The sequence below is a fragment of the Motilimonas cestriensis genome, assembly GCF_021295315.1.
Taxonomy (GTDB): domain Bacteria; phylum Pseudomonadota; class Gammaproteobacteria; order Enterobacterales; family CBDFNC01; genus Motilimonas; species Motilimonas cestriensis.
Window position 1 is genome coordinate 39,442 of record NZ_JAIMJA010000026.1, and the last position, 17,501, is coordinate 56,942.

The 17,501-nt window shown below is 45.8% G+C and carries 15 protein-coding genes and 1 pseudogene; 7 read left to right on the top strand and 9 right to left on the bottom strand.

Going from position 1 to position 17,501, the window contains the following annotated elements:
• The first annotated feature begins 26 nt into the window (after window positions 1-26).
• The gene (locus K6Y31_RS19030; protein ID WP_232803693.1) at window positions 27-770 is read left to right on the top strand and encodes a hypothetical protein; all 744 of its coding nucleotides are present in this window, start codon (window positions 27-29) and stop codon (window positions 768-770) included.
• A gap of 1 nt (window position 771) precedes the next feature.
• Window positions 772-1,428, top strand: a complete 657-nt coding sequence (locus K6Y31_RS19035) for a MalM family protein (RefSeq protein ID WP_233054627.1) — start codon at window positions 772-774, stop codon at window positions 1,426-1,428.
• Between the two features lie 81 nt (window positions 1,429-1,509).
• Here K6Y31_RS19035 and K6Y31_RS19040 read toward each other — a convergent pair whose 3' ends face one another.
• Entirely contained in the window at window positions 1,510-2,154 is a 645-nt protein-coding gene (locus K6Y31_RS19040; RefSeq protein WP_233054628.1) for a hypothetical protein, read from the bottom strand.
• 142 nt (window positions 2,155-2,296) lie between these two features.
• Here K6Y31_RS19040 and K6Y31_RS19045 point away from each other — a divergent pair, with 142 nt between their 5' ends.
• Both K6Y31_RS19045 and K6Y31_RS19050 read left to right on the top strand, forming a co-directional pair.
• Complete coding sequence (locus tag K6Y31_RS19045) at window positions 2,297-4,234, top strand: alkaline phosphatase D family protein (RefSeq protein ID WP_233054629.1); 1,938 nt, start codon at window positions 2,297-2,299, stop codon at window positions 4,232-4,234.
• Window positions 4,235-4,608: 374 nt separating this feature from the next.
• A complete protein-coding gene (locus K6Y31_RS19050) occupies window positions 4,609-6,753 on the top strand; it encodes a polysaccharide lyase (RefSeq protein ID WP_233054630.1) in 2,145 nt (714 codons plus the stop codon).
• 57 nt (window positions 6,754-6,810) lie between these two features.
• On the opposite strand, the gene K6Y31_RS19055 is transcribed toward K6Y31_RS19050, so the two are convergent.
• The 4 genes from K6Y31_RS19055 to soxR form a co-directional block, all read right to left on the bottom strand.
• Window positions 6,811-7,200, bottom strand: a complete 390-nt coding sequence (locus K6Y31_RS19055; RefSeq protein WP_233054631.1) for an MmcQ/YjbR family DNA-binding protein — start codon at window positions 7,198-7,200, stop codon at window positions 6,811-6,813.
• Window positions 7,201-7,236: 36 nt separating this feature from the next.
• The gene (locus K6Y31_RS19060) at window positions 7,237-8,043 is read right to left on the bottom strand and encodes an ABC transporter permease (RefSeq protein WP_233054632.1); all 807 of its coding nucleotides are present in this window, start codon (window positions 8,041-8,043) and stop codon (window positions 7,237-7,239) included.
• 148 nt (window positions 8,044-8,191) lie between these two features.
• Complete coding sequence (locus K6Y31_RS19065) at window positions 8,192-11,959, bottom strand: metallophosphoesterase (RefSeq protein WP_233054633.1); 3,768 nt, start codon at window positions 11,957-11,959, stop codon at window positions 8,192-8,194.
• 177 nt (window positions 11,960-12,136) lie between these two features.
• Window positions 12,137-12,583, bottom strand: a complete 447-nt coding sequence (gene soxR, locus K6Y31_RS19070; RefSeq protein ID WP_232804113.1) for a redox-sensitive transcriptional activator SoxR — start codon at window positions 12,581-12,583, stop codon at window positions 12,137-12,139.
• A 77-nt stretch (window positions 12,584-12,660) separates the two neighbouring features.
• Here soxR and K6Y31_RS19075 point away from each other — a divergent pair, with 77 nt between their 5' ends.
• Window positions 12,661-13,461, top strand: a complete 801-nt coding sequence (locus K6Y31_RS19075; protein WP_233054634.1) for an SDR family NAD(P)-dependent oxidoreductase — start codon at window positions 12,661-12,663, stop codon at window positions 13,459-13,461.
• A 78-nt stretch (window positions 13,462-13,539) separates the two neighbouring features.
• Here the strand turns inward: K6Y31_RS19075 and K6Y31_RS19080 are convergent, their stop codons facing one another.
• Together K6Y31_RS19080 and K6Y31_RS19085 are read right to left on the bottom strand one after the other, a co-directional pair.
• On the bottom strand, window positions 13,540-14,841 hold the full coding sequence (locus K6Y31_RS19080; protein WP_233054635.1) for a protein kinase: 1,302 nt from the start codon (window positions 14,839-14,841) through the stop codon (window positions 13,540-13,542).
• A gap of 361 nt (window positions 14,842-15,202) precedes the next feature.
• A complete protein-coding gene (locus K6Y31_RS19085) occupies window positions 15,203-15,700 on the bottom strand; it encodes a GFA family protein (protein ID WP_345790273.1) in 498 nt (165 codons plus the stop codon).
• Between the two features lie 64 nt (window positions 15,701-15,764).
• Here K6Y31_RS19085 and K6Y31_RS19090 point away from each other — a divergent pair, with 64 nt between their 5' ends.
• Entirely contained in the window at window positions 15,765-16,346 is a 582-nt protein-coding gene (locus tag K6Y31_RS19090) for a TetR/AcrR family transcriptional regulator (protein ID WP_232804109.1), read from the top strand.
• 40 nt (window positions 16,347-16,386) lie between these two features.
• Here the strand turns inward: K6Y31_RS19090 and K6Y31_RS19095 are convergent.
• A pseudogene (locus tag K6Y31_RS19095) lies at window positions 16,387-16,589 on the bottom strand (IS481 family transposase); the annotation flags it as partial.
• Window positions 16,590-16,633: 44 nt separating this feature from the next.
• On the opposite strand from K6Y31_RS19095, the gene K6Y31_RS19100 reads away from it, so the two are divergent.
• A complete protein-coding gene (locus K6Y31_RS19100) occupies window positions 16,634-16,843 on the top strand; it encodes a hypothetical protein (protein ID WP_233054637.1) in 210 nt (69 codons plus the stop codon).
• Between the two features lie 2 nt (window positions 16,844-16,845).
• Here the strand turns inward: K6Y31_RS19100 and K6Y31_RS19105 are convergent, their stop codons facing one another.
• Window positions 16,846-17,169 carry a hypothetical protein gene (locus K6Y31_RS19105; RefSeq protein ID WP_233054638.1) on the bottom strand — a complete coding sequence of 108 codons (324 nt, stop codon included), beginning with the start codon at window positions 17,167-17,169 and terminating at the stop codon, window positions 16,846-16,848.
• Window positions 17,170-17,501: the final 332 nt, after the last annotated feature.

Genomic DNA, 17,501 nt, shown 5'->3' on the forward strand with positions numbered 1-17,501 from the left:
ATATCTTTTGAGCTGGAGTGTTTGTTGTGGGCAAGTTATTTGTATTATTGGCAGTGGTGTTTCTAGGTGGTTGTGCAGGCATGCCTAAACCGCAACATTTTAATCCGGAAAAAAACCAGCACTTGAAGCACATTACCATTATCGAGCCAGCGCAACAGGAAGAGGTGCCTGTGCGAATTCAAACCCATGCTGGTCAAAGTTTTGGTCTTTTAGGGGCGTTAATTGCGGAAGCGGATATGGCATCTGATACCAGCACTTTTAATGAAGCAGTTGGTGAAACAATGCCGGATTGGCAACAAGCTATTGTAACCGCTCTTAAGGCTAGCCTAGAGAAAGAAGGCTATCAGGTAAGTTCGATCATCACTGATAGAAAGCGTGAAAATGGCTATTTAGTTTCTTATAAGGATTTAGTCGATCAGAATACCGACGCAATACTTGATTTAAATTACTACCTAGCTTACTTGGCCGCTGGGATGGAGAGCGACTTTATCCCTAACCTTATCGGTCAGGTGCGCTTAATTGATACCCAAAACAAGGCGGTTGTATTCCAAAATCGCTTCTTTTTTGGCTTCCCGCCTTCAGAATATGATATCGAAGCAGACCATATCTTAAGCGACAAGCAATATGCCTATAACACCATAGAGTTATTAGCCGCAAGCCCTGAACAAGCGATTGATGGACTAGAGGAAGGCGTTCAAAAGTTTGCTGAAAAAGTGGCGCAAAAACTGGCTAAGCAGCCTAACGCACAAGTCGAGCAGATAGTTGAGTAATATGACTAAGACAAATTTAGCCTGCTGCTTGTTATTGGCTACGCTGCTTTTATCGGGTTGTGCCAACACCCAGCCTAATTTTAGTCAGCTGCTAGCTGCGCGGACTAACTGTGTCGATGAATTTGATCAATATTCTTACATCAACTTTGATGAAGATGGTCAGGTGAAGGCTATGTTAGGCAGTCAAGAAAGTCAGTGTGGCGCATTTAGTTGGGGAGCTACGTTTGTTTTACCTATCGTGCTACCGGCGTCAGAGCAAGACTATCAATTAGTGATTGATTCTTTTGTTGGGATAGACAGTATCTTAAGCCCTATGGCCCTCTTCCTTAACGAGCAGTATCAGCCTGTGGCGCAGGTAGGAACAGAGCAATTTGGCTACTCGAATCGCCGATACCGAGCGGTTATCAATGTCAATTCTCGAGAGCGTGAGCATTTTCGATACTTATTATTAACCACGGACCCAAAAGCCCTAGGTAAAGAAAATGAATTGGTTGCTATCACCCAGTTCATCACGCCTATTGTTGTGCCTGTGGGGCCCATTATGTACACCTTCAACATTGCTAGCTCTGATTCAAACATAGGCTCTATTGCTAATGTTGAAGGCGGGCAAGTTAAGGTGAAAATGCTGACCTATCAACCTGAAGTGGTAGATTTGTAAATCCCGCGCCTCAGCCAAGTAACGGTACCCAGGCCAACCTGATGGTTGGCCTGGGTAAAAACTACACAAGCCTAGTGAACTTTAAAATTGTGCCTTCCAGATTGGAACCGCTAAGAACTCACCCAAGCGTTGCGCAGATTCATCGACATCTTGGCCCTTGCCGTGATCCATAATATTGACGCGCTCGCCGTCTTTTAATACCAGATTCATTTCATAGCTCATGTAGTTGCTGGAGCTACCATTGCTTGAGCTGGAACGAATATGCTCTGCAATTAGTTGTATGGCATGAATGTCTTTAAGATAGCCTTGCTGGCTGCGGTCGTCATTGCCAAAGTCATCGAATACTTTTCCCCTAAAATAGATACCCTTGGCCTTATCGAGGGTGAATTTTTTGCCTTTGTGCAGAACAAAAAATCCTACACCGCCAAACATACCGCCCCATACCAACATAAAAAAGCCGAGAAATAACTCGCCACTGATAAAAAAATAGGGGCTACCAATCAACAATGCCACGAATCCCGGAATGGCAAAAACCAAGGCAAACAACAAAGCGCCAATGGTTTTGGTTATCACTATTTGTTGGTTAGTTTGAATCAGTTTTTGCGCCTTAAAATTAGTGCCGCCGGGGTTGGCAGGCTCCCAACTGATCTTGGCTGCCAGTGGATCGTCAGTGTCTTTTAATTTCACCTCAACGCGATTAAGGTGAATGTGCTGTATTTGCCCCATCTGTAAACGTCCTTTTATGGTTGCGTCAATTGACAAATGATTGATATTAACAGTTGCTTGGGTGTAAACAAATGCAAATTATTTGGGTAAAAACCCACTACCTGCGTAATATAAAGCGACTACATGAATGAAATAGGGTGTTATGTCTAACGTTGCTTTACCGCTGGTACTTGCCGGCCCCATTCTTAGACGCATCACTGCGCAACGGTTAACCTTGTGGTTAGCCACCAGTGAAAACGTGGCCATTGAGCTGACGTTATCGCCAGCACAACAGCCCGACCTGCAGTTCAGTCAAGCGCAGTTACAAAGTGCTACGCAAACATTGATGGCCGGTAAGCACTTGGTCTTTCACTTGATTGACTTACCCCTTGAAACCGCGCTGCCCGAACAACAGTGGATTGGTTATCAGCTTGATTTAATCCCGCAACAAGGTGCACAAGCGGGGCAGCGGTTAGGGTGGCAAACATGGGCGCCGCAGCTTTGTTATCCACAGCAATCGCGTCCGGGCTTTATTATTAAGCCCCAAGTTGAGCATCTACTTCATGGCTCATGCCGCAAGCCTCATCATCCCAGTGATGATGGTTTAGTAGTGGCCGATCAGCTGTTGAGTCAGGCTGTCCCTGAACAGTGGCCATCGCTATTAATGATGAGTGGTGACCAAATATATGCTGACGATGTGGCAACGCCAATGCTGGTTGCTTGTCATCAGTTGATTAAGCGCCTTGAACTATTTAACGAACCTTTTACCGATGCTGCTATTGATGATGCGGCGCAATTGCATGGTTCTCAAGCGCACTATTTAACCCGCGAGTTGTTATTACCCGATTGTCATGATGAGCAAGCCCAAGACGCGATCAAAGCCTTGTTTAAGGGGGTTAAGAAACCGATATTTACTTCTGACACCGCTCACAACCATTTGATCTCGTTGGCTGAGGTGTTGGCAATGTACCTGCTGGTGTGGTCGCCTGCGCCGTGGCAGCTGGTCAGTGTTAGTCCGCCTGAAGCTTTAACGCCAGAGCAGCAAGGTGTTTTCGCTCAAGAAGCAAAGACGATCGCGCGCTTTAGTGAAGGGTTGGCTCAAGTGCAACGCGTGATGGCGCATTTACCTTGCGCCATGATTTTTGATGATCACGATGTCACTGATGATTGGAATCTCTCCGCCGCTTGGGAGCAGGCCGCCTATGGTCACCCGTTTTCCAAGCGTATTTTGGGCAATGCCTTAGTGGGATATTTGTTGTGTCAAGGGTGGGGCAATGGGCCGGAACATTTTTCAACGGCGTTAATGGGTCAACTTGCACTGGGATTACAGCAACCCGGCACTCAACCCCATAACGAATTGATCCAACAACTTATCGACTTTGATCATTGGCACTACCAATGGCCGACCACGCCCGCTTTGGTGGTGTTAGACACGCGCACTCATCGCTGGCGCTCTGAGCGTAATCTTAATGCGCCATCGGGGCTTATGGATTGGGAAGCGTTAACGGATTTACAACAAACCTTGCTTGGCAAAGAAGCGGTGATCTTGGTATCGCCAGCGCCGATGTTCGGCGTGAAATTAATTGAGGTGATCCAACAGCTATTTACTTGGGCCGGGCATCCCTTAATGGTGGACGCCGAAAACTGGATGGCACATCGGGGTGCTGCTAATGTGCTGCTGAATCTCTTTCGTCACTCGAAAACGCCGCAGCACTTCATCATTTTATCTGGCGATGTGCACTATTCTTTTGCTTATCAAGTGCAACTGCGAGGGCGTCAAGGCGGCCCTGATATTTGGCAAATCACCAGTAGCGGGATCAAAAATGAATTTCCGGCGCGCTTGCTCAGCGTGTTAGACCGTCTTAATCGCTGGCTTTATGCGCCTTACTCGCCTCTTAACTGGTTTACTAAACGTCGTAGAATGAAAGTGATCCCCCATCGACCTGATCTGGGTGGCAAAGGAGAACGTTTAGTTAATGCTTCCGGCATCGGCTATTTATCACTGCAACCAGATGGCTCACCCGCCGAGGTGAAACAGCTGTGCAGCAGTGGCGAGCAAATTGGCTTTGAACTGGATGAGCATCAAGCTCGATGGGAATGAAACCATTACTTTATGTTTTTGTGATTTTTATATGTAAAACAGAGGGTTAAAGTTTGGTTGAGTTCACAATCTTGTTAAATAAAGAAAATACCTAGCTGTTACTTACTTAAGTCTCAACTTGCACTTGCTGATACTATAAAATCATTAATTATCAATTCGTTACGTTTTTAGTGGCTGCTTTTTTATTTGTTAAGTTAACTGCCTAGTTGTTAAGTAAATTCAGTTATATCATTAAATATCAATTGGTTGTGTATCTTGTCTGCGTGTTCATAAGCGCTTGGCATTTGCTATTTTTCATACTATTTTCATCCTGAAACACGCAATACGTGGAATGGATTTCCACGATAAATGTTAGCTTTAATTAAGGATGATTAATGAAAAACCTCTCTTATTGTACGTTGATAAGCGGCGTGCTTATCGCATTGACACCCACCTCAGCAAGTGCGGCTTTAGACTGTTCTAATCTGACGCAGTGGGACGCAAACGCAGTTTTCGTTGGTGGCAGTGAAGTTGCTCACAAAGATATTAAATATAAGGCAAATTGGTGGACCCAAGGTGCTGATCCTAGTCGCAATTCTGGGCAGTGGCAGGTTTGGAATAAACTGGGAGAATGCGCTGGCTCAGAGCCTAGCGATCCCAATAAAGCGCCAACGGTGTCGTTAACAATACTAGAGGGAAGTGCAATCAGTGTTGGCGATACGATCACCATCATGGCTGATGCTATCGATCTTGACGGCGACATTAGCAGTGTTCAGTTGTTTGATAACGGTGCTTATGTGGCGAAATTAACTTCAGCACCTTTTGAATGGCGTCTTACTCCTAGTGTCGGTTCACATCAATATAGCGCAGTGGCGATTGATAATGAAAGTGCGGCAAGTGACGCATCGAATGTCGTTCAGGTTGACGTTCAGGATATAAGCTATCCAGAGCCGACAGCTTCATTGCTGCCGCTGTCTCAAACGGAGTTCACGCAAGGGCAATCTGTCACATTGACGGTCGATGCGGCGGATGTGAAAAATGAACTTTCCGAGGTTGGTTTTTATAATAACGGGGCTTTACTTGGCTATGCCAAGCAAGCGCCTTATCAGTTCTCATTTGTGCCAAACATAGGTGAGCACAGGATTACTGCGATTGCATTTAACCACCGTGGCCAGCAGTCATTAGAGACGGCAGCGGTTGTTTTTAAAGTTGTCGCTAATGAGCAGCCGCTCCCAATGCCGGAGCTAACTTGGCTCAGCCCACTTGCTAATGCCGCCTACCAACAAGGTGATAACATCCTGCTAGAAGTTAATGCCGCTAGCCCAGATAGCGAGGGAAGCATCGCGCGTGTCAGTTTTTACGCAAACGGTCAGCTACTTGGTGTGGCTGATCAAGCCCCCTTTAATTTTGCTTATGTTGCAGCAACGCTAGGGAGTATTCAGCTAAGCGCGATAGCAGAAGACAATCAGGGAATAAGCACAGAATCAGTTAGAACTATTAATGTCGCTGCTATCCCAGTGGGCGGTGAGTATGTCTATCATAACAACTTCAATCAGCATGCTTTAGGTGCTTATACCGCAAGTGATTTTGCAGCTGATTGGGCTATGCCGGCGAATGCTTCATCAGGTATTGCGGCTGGACGTTTAGATATTGTTGCCGATCCTGAAAATGCTGCCAACCCAGTGTTGCGAGTAAAATATGAAGCTGGTCAAGTGGGGGGTGGCTCTGCTTCAGTGTTTAACTACACGCTAGCAGAAGCTAATCATGAACAACTCTGGTTGCAATATAAAGTACGCTTTGATGACAATTTTACTTGGGTTAAAGGGGGCAAGCTACCCGGACTTGCCGGTTGGGATAGCGGACAAAAGCCAACAGGTTGCGTTACTAATTCATTGCTAGATGGCTTTAGTGCTCGTTTTATGTGGCGTGAAAATGGTCATGCGCTTAGTTATCAATACAGCCCAGTTAAGCAAGAATACTGTGGCGATTACGACAGCACTTATAAATTCTTTAAGCAAGGCGAGTGGTACACCATTAGTACGCACGTCAGCTTAAATAATATTGGTCAAAGTGATGGTACTATCGTTGCTTATATTGATGGCAAACAGGTGCTTAGTTTAGTGGGGTTAACTTTGCGTACCAATGAAAATGTGAAGATTAATAAGCTACTCTTTGAAACGTTTTTTGGCGGTAGCAGCAGTGATTGGGCTCCCGCAACCGCGCAATATAGCTATTTTGATGACATCATTATTAGCCAAGAGAGCCCGTTAGCGCAGGTGAATACACAAAAGGCCGAGCACTTGTACCGAGCACCCATCACTGGCTACGCTGAATGGCGAAATGATCAAACCTATCCAGAAACAACTAAAGTTTACCGCTTGGATCAACAGGGGCATTATCGCCATTACCAAGCGCGTAAGTATGTACACAAAAATAAAGACCCATTGGTGGAATCATTACCCGAAGACCACCTAGCTATTTACAATCCAGTGCGACTTGATACTGGGCAATATTGGGTCCTACTTAACGATCCTGAGTAACGTCTAAGCGGTGGTTTGGCTAAGCTGAGCCACCGATGTTCTTTTCCGTTCATTTATTCACTGTGTGGGCTGTTGATTTAAGCCTAGCTCACGCTGTTTTTTCTTAGTCAGGCCTAATGACACCAATCGATAAGACTCTTTCAGATAATAAGTTAAGGCTTCATCTTTTTCTGCTGAGTTATCAACTTGCTGGATCCACTTCATGCCGCGCGACGCCATATAAGGCGCAGGTCTAAAGCCCTCTTGGTGACTTAAAAAATCAAAGTTGAGATCAGAGGTTTTAAACACAAAAGCCGGCAGTGCCTTACCATCGCTTTGCTTGGGTCCCCAACCACCAATGGCAAACACCTTGCCGCCTACTTTCCACACATCTGCACCGCCCCATTGCACCACATGAGTGGTAACGGGCAGTGCGGCGCAAAATTGGTTGAATTCGTCGTTGGTCATTACTCACTCTCCATTATTTATCTGGCTGTAATCGGCTCAATCATGTCTTGGGTTAGTTAATAATGTTACTTTCAGCCGTCCCTCTGGGCTGATCCTTTGCCTCACCACTAAAAACAAACATAAGGTAATCGACACACTCATCATTACCCAAATCGCTATCATAATCAGCAATTGATATTTAATGGCCACCATTGGACTTGTACCGCCTAATATTTGCCCCGTCATCATGCCGGGTAACGACACTATGCCTGTGGTGGCCATGGTTGCCAAAATGGGTGCGAGGGCTTTTTGCAGTGCGCTTTGTACAAACACTCGACAAGCCTGCACTGAGGTTGCACCCAAAGCGATCGCACCTTCATATTCGTCCCAGCGATCTTTAAAAGCGGAAAAAAAGTGCTGCAAGCAAACAATGTTGCTAGTGACGCTATTGCCAAGCAGCATCCCTGCTAGCGGGATTAAGTATTGGGCATGGTAATAAGGTTGCGGCTGAATAATGACCAAGGAAAGCAACATTAACAAAGGCAGCAGTCCAACCAATAAGCCCGATAACACCGGGACAAGCATAGGTCGCACTGGTAACTTAGCTTTTTTAATGATGGCTGAGCTGCCCACCAATAGCATTATCAGTAGCCAAAGCAAATTGACCCATAAGCTGTTTAAGGTAAACAGATACTGTAAATAGAGGCCGATGAGAAATAACTGCACCGTCATGCGCAGTAAACCGACCACGGCATCTTTGCCAATCTCTAACTGATAGCGAAAGTTTATCGCAAAGGGGATGATCAGCGTTAAGCTAAACAGGGCTAGCTGCCACCAAGCAATGTCGATGGAATCTTGGGTCATAGATTGGGTCTACTTGTGGTTTGATTTTGCAAGCATGCTGGGTCTTATACTAGACCGCACAAAGAATAGACTCAAGTGGGTTACCGTTGCGTGAATAACAAGTTTTTGCAGACAAAAAAAGCGCCCCACGAAGGCGGGGCGCTGTGTTTTATAGCATGCGTTTAAGCGCTAGCTGGTCGAAATAGATATCGTTGTCGTTACCGGCATTGCCTTGCCCGCCAACCACAATAATAACCTCTACTGCATCATTTGGCAGTTGCAGCACTTGCTGACGGTAGTCCCAGACCCGCGCATAGCGCGTGGTTAAACGAGCTAGTTCCGTCAGCTTGCCATCACCTGTGCGAACCAGTGCTTTAACCGCAGGTTTATCGCGATTCTCCCACGTGGTCATCGCGACCGATAGCAGCAGTTTTTCACCGCCGGTAACCGCAAGGGACTGTTGCATCCAGTCTTGGTTGCCGTTGGCCGTCGCACCGCCGTGACCTTTACCCGCCCAAACTTTGCTGTTAGAGGCAGGGGCAAACTGCGAAGATGTTGGCACATTAATGCGCTGCATGACCCCTTGCGTAACTTGCCACTGATTGTCGTCGAGTAGGTTGTCGGAAATGCTACCTGTCACGGCGACAGGGGCGGTGTCTGACCAATCACTCCAAACCATGTTGTTGGAACGACTACGCGCACGCCAGTACAGTGTCTCTCCCGGTTCAACACTGAGGCTAGGGCGGTATTGGTTGTCATATTCATTCAATTTACTGCTATGCGTGGCTTGGCCGGTATAGAGCTTGCGCCAGTAAAACTGATCGTCACCGCCTACCGCTCTGCCACGTTGCGAGAGTAATTGCGCCAGCGGTAGCTTAGATATATCGGCCCCTTTTTGTAGATTTTCAGGTTGATGACCGATAGGTCGAGAGCCTGAAATTTTCTTCACATCACGCTGATACTGCCAGTTTTCTACACGTGTATCATTGCCCCACAAATCAAATACTAGGCCACTAAAGTCAGCTTGTTTGCTGACTTGCCAGTGCAATTCATACGCGTTATCAACGCCGGTGACCGCTAGCGCTAAATCACTTAGTGCTTGTACCGATTGCGCGGCTGGTATTGGTGCTGCCACTACGCCCTCTGGTGCAAATTGAGCTTGATCGGTTTGTGGAAAGGTTTGCGCTGTGCGGTCGAAGTCGCGGCGCTTGGTCACCATGGTATTCGCGTTAAAATCAAACTCTAAGGTACTGTAGCCGTAGTGGTTGTTTGATACCGCTATGGTGTCGTAGTCAAACACCTCCCGCTCAATATAGGATGGGTCATTGAGTGGCTCTAGGGTGCCAGAGACACTTGCAGCATTGAGCCAAAGATGAGGCACGTCGCGTGATTGGCCACGAGAATAACTGTGGGTATGACCATAGACATGACCAGAGGTAATGCCCGTTTCAGCACTAAAGTCTTCTAGCATACGCACGGCTTCACACATGCCAATTGATTCGCCTTTTAACCACATTTCCGATAAACACGGGTGGTGAAAAGCCGCCATCACAAATGACTTGTCATTAGACTGCGCCAGAGTATCGGTTAGCCAATTACGTTGCGTTTCTAGAGTATTACGATTAAAACGACCATTTATCCCCGAAACTGGGTAGCTATCTAGCCCGATGATGCGAAGGCCTAAATAATCTAGGGTGTACCAGTGCTCTGGGTACTCACTGCTACCATTTTGAGGTGGCGCAAAATAGCTCCGATAATTGGTCAGCTCAGCATCAGAGCTATAGTCGTGATTACCTGTTACGGGGATCATTGGCACATACGGCGCTATCGCTTTCATGCGCGCCATTAGGTCCTTACGCCAATTACTGCGATCGCCCCCGGTTTCGGTAATATCGCCTGCCATAATGATACCGGCCAAGGTTTGTGAACACTTCGCTACTTGGCCATCACATTCGTGTTTGATAATGCCATTCACAATCTCAGCCAGCACGTTTTCATTGCCCCTTTGTACGTCGGAGATAGCGATGAATTTAGCTTGCGCTTGTTGTGCACTAGAGGCTGGATAAGTGCGAAATTGATAGGTCTCAGATGCTTGCTTACCCACCATCACACGATATTGATAGGTAGTATTGGGCGCTAAGTTAGTCAGTGTGGCTTCTTGCACCAACGCCATCGGGTCTTCTTTGGAAACGCTGGCGGCTACCTGTTGTGCCGGTTCGCCCTGTTGCCAGTATTCAACAACACCGCCTTTTGCTTGCATTTCGAACATGACCGTCATGTGGTCGGGTCCGGGCGCTTGCAAATAAGGCGCCGAGATGAAATTTAACTCACAGGTTGCGTTTTTATCTAAGCCTAAGTAATCCGAATAACACGCCATTGGCGCAGGCTCGCTAATCAGCTTATCGGCACTAATACTATAGCGCACGATGGTTTGGTCGGTTAGGATAATATCGGCGTAATCATAACCGTGGTTGAGTACCGCAGAAATTTTGTTCGCGTACTTGCCAAGGCCTGGCCAAGTGTTGTCATTGATGGCTTTTGGATAACCTGAATCGACCGACTTGGTGGTTAAATTCATTCTTAGGTAGCTGCCATCATCCAAGAATAAAAATGCCCGTTGATCGTTCCATTTCAGTGCGCCGACTATGGTTCTATCGGCGGCGATACCTTGCCAAACTTCATCCCGATCAACCGGGAAGCCCGCCAATACTTTACCTGTAGTGGAGTCAACTTCAACATATTGGCCATCATTCAAGAACCAAGCATTGCTCGCGTTGTTTAAGGCAAATGCCGCGGTGAGTTTCGCTGCCTGCTCTGCCGCGCGAGGGTCTTGCCATTCGTTGTAGCCAGTGTTGCCTGCAGCCGTGATCCAACCCGTTGCATCCACCCCTGCGCGAATTTCGAGGGGGTTATTATAGGGCGCATCAATTAAACTCGCAGGTAGGTGTTTCGGGTAGCCAGCGACCACACGATCGGCGGCTAAGTCATAGCGAGCGACGCGATTATCCGTTAAAAATACATCGGCAAAATCGGGTAATACGGTTGAAATGCTAATAATCTCAGTGCCGTAGTCTTCTAGTCCCGGCCAGTGACCGGCGATTGCCTTAGGATATCCGCCATCAACCTTGCCGCGGCTGAGGGTAATGCGATCATAGCTGCCGTCATTATAAAAAGCGTAAATACGGTCGCTATTACGCCAACGCATGACGCCGACGACGCCCGTTTGCATGCCTTCAAAGCGCTCCGTCATCGGCATTGGATAGCCAGGCAAAATAGCTTGTTCGGCAATTGAATATTCTAAGTAAAGATCATTGCTTAAGAACACCCCGAGGGTGTTTGCGTCAAGATTAAATGCGCCCGACAGCAGATCAATATACTGGTCTAGGCCTTGGTAAGCCGACTCGGATAGCGCTTGTTTATTAATGGATAGTTCGCTGAACTGATAGTCAACGGTTAGCAAGGTATTGTTATCTCGCCAAACATAATGCTTGCCATCTCGTGCAACCGCCATCATAGGGTAGGCTTTAGGTGGCACTTTAGGCTGACAACTTGCTGCTTGCCAAAACCAGCCCTCGCGGGGCGTTTCCCACTTCCCGGGCGCATTCTTAGCCTGCCAGCATTGGCCGAGATAAAAATAAATTTGGTCAGTTTCTGGTCTGGTTTGGCCTAGGTCAAATTCAGGGTGGATGCTGGTGTTAACAAACGCTTTCGGCAACCCCTGTTTATTTAATAAATCCCATGCTTTGGGCCAAAATTCACCGACGCCGGGCTGGTATGGGGCTAGGTTACACCAGCCGTCGCTCGGCCAAGGTTTGCATTGATAGGTATCGCCATTATGAGTGACCTTGTCACCTGCTTGATAATGTTGTTGAGCGCTGCTCGCGCCAGCCCAACCGGCCCCTGTAATAAGAGCCATGCTAAGTATTATAGTTTTCATTCCACCTCCTAAATTGGTCTATGCCAGTTAAGCAGGCGGGTATGAAGGTTAGATTTCACCTAAGTGTCGTTTTAGATAAAGAAATATGACAAACAGGGTGTTATCGATGGTATTACATCTGGTTCTATTCGCTTTTTATGGTGTAAAAAATTGTCTGCGGCGGTTTAATGAATTGCTCTACTTAACGTCTTCCAAGAGTATTGCGCCTGTGCCTATTGCTGATAATTCATCATTGTTGTTGTAAAGGGGGCAGGCTTTCATTGATAAACAGCCGCAGCCTATGCAACCTGTTAGCTGCTCTCTTAAATTTTCCAAATACCGAATACGGGAGGTTAGGCTTGCTCGCCATTGGCTTGCCAATTGCTGCCAATCCTTATCATTGGGAGTGCGGTTATTGGGCAGAGTAGCAAAAGCTAGCTTAATTTCTTGTAAGCTGATGCCCATTTTTTGCGCTGCTTTGATCACGGAGACTCGTCTTAGCACCTCTTTGTGATAGCGACGTTGATTGCCTTGATTTCGGCTGCTCTGAATGAGTCCCTTTGCCTCATAAAAATGTAAAGCGGAGCTATTTACGCCACAGCGCTTAGCGACTTGGCCAATTGTCAGTATTGCTTCTTGGGTCAATGCTTGCTGCCCTGAATATTTATCCGTCTTTGAATTATATAAAAATAATCCTTTACCTCAAGTTAAGTTGAGGTTTTATGCTGAACTTTGGTGTTACCAAATCGGAGCAGTTTTTTGCTGTTTATCTAAGGAGTGTTGAAGTGATGTTCACAGGCAAAAAAATAGTTATTACAGGAGCTAGTCCAGATTTAGGCCAAGCATTGGCAATTTTATTTGCTCAGTTAGGTGCTGAGCTGTTTTTATCGGCGCGCACACTGCCTAAAGCCGAAACGACGGCTGCCTTAGTGCGAGAAGTTGCACCGCAAGCGAAGGTGTCTTGTTTTCAAGTTGATGTGACGCAGCAAAGTGAGATTAAACAGTTTGCCCAAGATGTTGCTGCGCAGGCAGGAAAGGTCGATATTTTGATTAATAATGCCTCTTCGTGGTTAACGGGTAATATTATTGAAGCCAGCGATGCTGACATTGCCGCCAGCCTGAATTCGACCGCCTTAGGAAGTGTATTGGTGACCAAGCATTTCTTGCCATTACTTGAACGCTCTACTTGCCCTGATATCGTATTTATTAATAGCACAGCCAGTTTACCTAACGATACTCACGGCACTTGTAATGAAGCCTTTAGTGCGGCCAAAGCGGCACAATCTACCTTTGCGGATAGATTACGACATCGACTTAAAGGCAGTGGAATTCGGGTTTTGGTGATTTATCCACCTGATTTTGATAGTCCATCGCCACTTGTTAAAGAAGAGTGGGATGAATGTAGAGGCGCTAATCATTCAGGCCACATGACGGCTCGAAATGTATTTAATAGCCTGAAGTTTGCCCTATCACAAGATAGGATTTGTTCAGTTGATAGCATCGTGCTCAGTAACAATAAATGATGCTCAGTCCGCGTACCTAAAACAACATGCTCTGCTTTGACTGCTACAAGAATTGGTAGCAGTCATATTTGGAGGGGCTTACCTGTATTGATGTAATTGCGTCAATATTGCCGCAAAACTCGGCCTTTGTGCCATATTCTCATTCATACACGCCTTAGCTACTTCACTTAAGTTAGCTTTAAGCTCAGGCTGACCAGTGGTCACTTGGCCTAGCAAATCATCCAACAAGCAGCCAAAGGCGCGCACTTCAATGGCTTGCATTGCCTGTTGCTGCCCAGTGCTTAGTTTGTTTAAGTTAGTCGCTGCGCCAAAGTCGCCAAACAAAATATCGCTGTGCAGATTCATTAAAATATTGTGGGCGTAAATGTCGCCGTGGCTGACCCCTTGCTGATGCATATGCGCTAAGGTGTCGGCCATTTGTTGGGCAATGCTTAAAATCTGCTTGGGGCTAAATTGTGTTCCTTCCACAAAAGTGTCGCGGGTGCAGCTTTGCAAGGAAGGGGGTAAGCCAAGGTTGGTAAACTGTGGCGGGATCAGCTCCATCACCAGAGCGAGTTGATCGGCTTGATCAACTTGGCCTAGCACTTTTATCAGATTGGGATGTTCGCCAGTGGTTAGGCAGCAATTAAGCTCATCACTGGGATAGCCGTCACTGGTAATGCCGCCTTTGAACACTTTTACCGCTACTTCATTTATCTGCTCGCCCTGCGTGAGTTGAGCGCGATAGATAATTCCTGATGCCCCTTGCCCTAACACTTCGGCTAATTGGTATTGGCTCGGGTCGAGGGTTAACACAGTGCTATTTTCACTGTGTTCAACATGGCTAAATTCATTACCCGAAAACGCCAGCCATGCCAGTTTTGGCAAGTTTAACAACCAATCGGGCACTGTGCTTAAGCGGTTTGCAGATAAGCGCACTAACTCTAGATTGCGACAACCTTCCATCGACTCAGGCAGGCTGGTGAGTTGATTACCGGCAAGGGCTAATTTTTGTAGCCGATGTAACTCGCCCATGCGTGCGGGCAGCTGCTCAATTTGATTGTCGGTTAAAATCAACCAGCGCGTTTGCAATGGTAAAGATGCGGAAGATACTTGTTTGATTTGATTAGACTTAAAGCCAATCATTTCCAGTTGTGGGCATTGCCCTAACGACTCAGGTAAATGCTCGAAACGGTTGTTAGAGGCAAAGATGATTTTCAATTGGTGCAATTGATGCAAATCGTCAGGCAGCTCAGACAGTTGATTGTTAGAGATATCGAGAATTTCTAAACTGTCGGCTAAGGTAAAAATTTCACGCGGGAACTCGGTTAAGTCCTCGGCTAATTGCAGACGCTTGCAGCCCGCTAATTGACCTGATTTAAGTTGAGCTAAGGTGTGCACTGGCGCTTCTCCCGAGTAAAAAAAGCGCCATGATAGCCCAGTTTTGGGTGAAACTGAAAACAGCATCTCTGGCAGAGGCGCAGGCTGGGGTCTGGGGCGTATCCAGAGAAAGGCACCCAGACTAAGCGCGGTTAAGGCTCAAGGCAGCAATTGGCTTAATCTGAGTTTTGTATAGGCAAAATAGTATGAAACGCTGGGAATAGACCCAAACAAAACCCTGTAAATAATTCTAAGCCAGAAGTCCTTAAGGTTGTTTGGGTATATATCCCTATACGCTTTGCGTTTTCATCCCTGAAAACGAAATTTTGCAGTAAAACATACTTTATCCGCTCGTAATCAGCTTAGGCAAAACTAAGGTTATTTAGCCTCTCAACTCTGGTGGTAGAGCATCAAACTTTGGCACATCAACGGGGAATATTGCCCATGGTGGGGCGGATGATGCGTAGATTGACATCTTGGGATTGAACTTATTATTTTTCAATGAAGTTGCTGATACAGAGTAAAAATTGCCCGCAGTTACCTCAGCACACAAAGTTGTGCTACAAGTACCGCAGAACTTATAATTTACGTCTTTACCTGAATTACCAGCTCGCGTATAAGTTGAAGGTGCGCCTTTAGTAAATTTAAAATTATCTCTTGCCACCCAGAGCCCAAACCATTTATCCGATCCAGTGAGCGCTTGGCACTCCTTGCAATAGCAAAAAATAGAGTTAATCGGGTCGTTATAAAAGCAAAATTCAATGTCGCCGCAGCGACAGCTTCCAGTATGTATCTCCATGTGTAATCTCCGATTTGATTGATATTTAACGACAATATCGTAATAAATATTTATTTCTAACTTCGTTACCAAAGGTGGCATTTCATCTTAGAGCGAGTTTTATATATGATAAATAACATATATAGTCGTATTCAGATAAAGCCCAATGCCATATACAGAGACGCACAAAAACAAAACCCGAGAGAAAATTCTTGATAGCTCTTTCAGACTTTTTGCAATAAAAGGCTTTGAGGGCGTTACAATCGATGATTTGATGAGTAACTGCGGGCTTACTCGAGGCGGGTTTTATGCGCATTTCACGAGCAAAGCAGAACTTTACCGTGAGGCACTAAAATTTAGAGCCTGCAGCACGAAACTGGCCGGCCTTAAACCAGAGGGCACCACCAATAAACAGTGGTTGTCTTTGCTGTTAAATACATACCTGAGCTTGGAGCATGTGAGGGGAGAGCGCTCGTTGACTTGTCCATTAGCCTTCCTCGCCACAGATATCAACATGCAGGATAACGCAATAAAAGCAGCTTATGCCGATGTTTACTATGGAATGAATACAGCAATTATGGAGTACGCGAGTAGTTATTGCGACTGCGACGAACAAGATATTTTGTCAGTTACAGCAATGATGATTGGTGCTGTCGCCATAGCTAGAACGCTTCAGAGTCAAGATTCGATTGAGAGTTTACTCGAAGCGTGCAGACGAGAAGTAGGTGTGAAATTGGGTGGAATATAACGAGCCTGTAGAATTTATCTTAAAACAAAGGGGCCAGATCTTGTTTTTTGAAGTTTTCTAAGTTGTGGCGTAGCCATATCGAACGCCGCTTGCAGAAACAAACACGCCTTTTTTTCGCCGCTCGTTACCGGCTTTCACTTGGCCATGGGCAGGAAATTCAACAGCGTAAGCCGTGACCGCTTGTTCCGTGGCTTAGTCAACACGGTTCTTTAGATTGGGAGCTCGACGAGACTTATCAATGAGCGTATGAAATTAAGAATTAAGTGGACCACTTAAAAACAGGAGATGTGACAAGCTTCAAATTTAGGAGGGTGCTGTTTATTTCATTTTATGCCAAACAAGGTTATAAAACGGCGGTAGGCATCGGCTTGTCTAAGTTCTTCGATGAAGTTAACCACGACTTGCTGATAAATCGCATTGGCCGTAAGATCAAAAACAAAGCACTGATGCGCTTACTACCTGATTATGTGGCTATACAGCTATTTACTTTCACCTGATTCTACATTCGATTTTTTACAGATAATAAAGAGCAGAAAGTGAATAATACTCCACACCAAGTTGCAAATGTCCAAATCGCGGGCTCAAGTTCATGCCAACCAGTAATATTTATAACGGCAAAATAGAATAGCCCCAATGAGATAAGTGGTAATAAAAATAAAGAGTAAAAGAGCAACATAATTAAATTTGACAATAGCTTTTGATACATATTTTCTGTTTCAGATCTAAATTCAATAAGGCTAAAAATACATTGCGTAGATAGAAACAAAAGAAAAACTTGTAATAAAGTCCAACCAAAGGCAGCAAGAATAGCAATCCACAGCATTATAAGCTCTCCCAAATATAAGATCACTGACACATCGCGCTAAGCTCAGGCATTTTGCTGGCAGCTGTTTATTTTAATAAGGTAGAGCGCGGGCGAAAAGCTGGGACACCTACCAAAATAAATAGGCAATCTTATACCAAGCCACCACAACAATTGCCAAATCTTATTTACTGATTAGCGACTAGATCATCTGCTGATGCTTCGTTCTGAGGAATCCCCTGATGATTTCATTAAAAATCATAAATTTAAGTAGAATGGCATCTTTCCGTATGATCTAATGAATTCGCCAAAACACAAAAAACCAAACAGAAAGATGCGCGAACTTAAGATTT

What these genes read in the sequence shown, in the direction of transcription:
- K6Y31_RS19035 (WP_233054627.1), top strand. Translation starts at nt 772, where the DNA reads ATGACTAAGACAAATTTAGCCTGCTGCTTGTTATTGGCTACGCTGCTT.
- K6Y31_RS19040 (WP_233054628.1), bottom strand. Translation starts at nt 2,154, where the DNA reads ATGGGGCAAATACAGCACATTCACCTTAATCGCGTTGAGGTGAAATTA.
- K6Y31_RS19045 (WP_233054629.1), top strand. Translation starts at nt 2,297, where the DNA reads ATGTCTAACGTTGCTTTACCGCTGGTACTTGCCGGCCCCATTCTTAGA.
- K6Y31_RS19050 (WP_233054630.1), top strand. Translation starts at nt 4,609, where the DNA reads ATGAAAAACCTCTCTTATTGTACGTTGATAAGCGGCGTGCTTATCGCA.
- K6Y31_RS19055 (WP_233054631.1), bottom strand. Translation starts at nt 7,200, where the DNA reads ATGACCAACGACGAATTCAACCAATTTTGCGCCGCACTGCCCGTTACC.
- K6Y31_RS19060 (WP_233054632.1), bottom strand. Translation starts at nt 8,043, where the DNA reads ATGACCCAAGATTCCATCGACATTGCTTGGTGGCAGCTAGCCCTGTTT.
- K6Y31_RS19065 (WP_233054633.1), bottom strand. Translation starts at nt 11,959, where the DNA reads ATGAAAACTATAATACTTAGCATGGCTCTTATTACAGGGGCCGGTTGG.
- K6Y31_RS19075 (WP_233054634.1), top strand. Translation starts at nt 12,661, where the DNA reads ATGCTGAACTTTGGTGTTACCAAATCGGAGCAGTTTTTTGCTGTTTAT.
- K6Y31_RS19085 (WP_345790273.1), bottom strand. Translation starts at nt 15,700, where the DNA reads ATGCCACCTTTGGTAACGAAGTTAGAAATAAATATTTATTACGATATT.
- K6Y31_RS19090 (WP_232804109.1), top strand. Translation starts at nt 15,765, where the DNA reads ATGCCATATACAGAGACGCACAAAAACAAAACCCGAGAGAAAATTCTT.
- K6Y31_RS19105 (WP_233054638.1), bottom strand. Translation starts at nt 17,169, where the DNA reads ATGCTGTGGATTGCTATTCTTGCTGCCTTTGGTTGGACTTTATTACAA.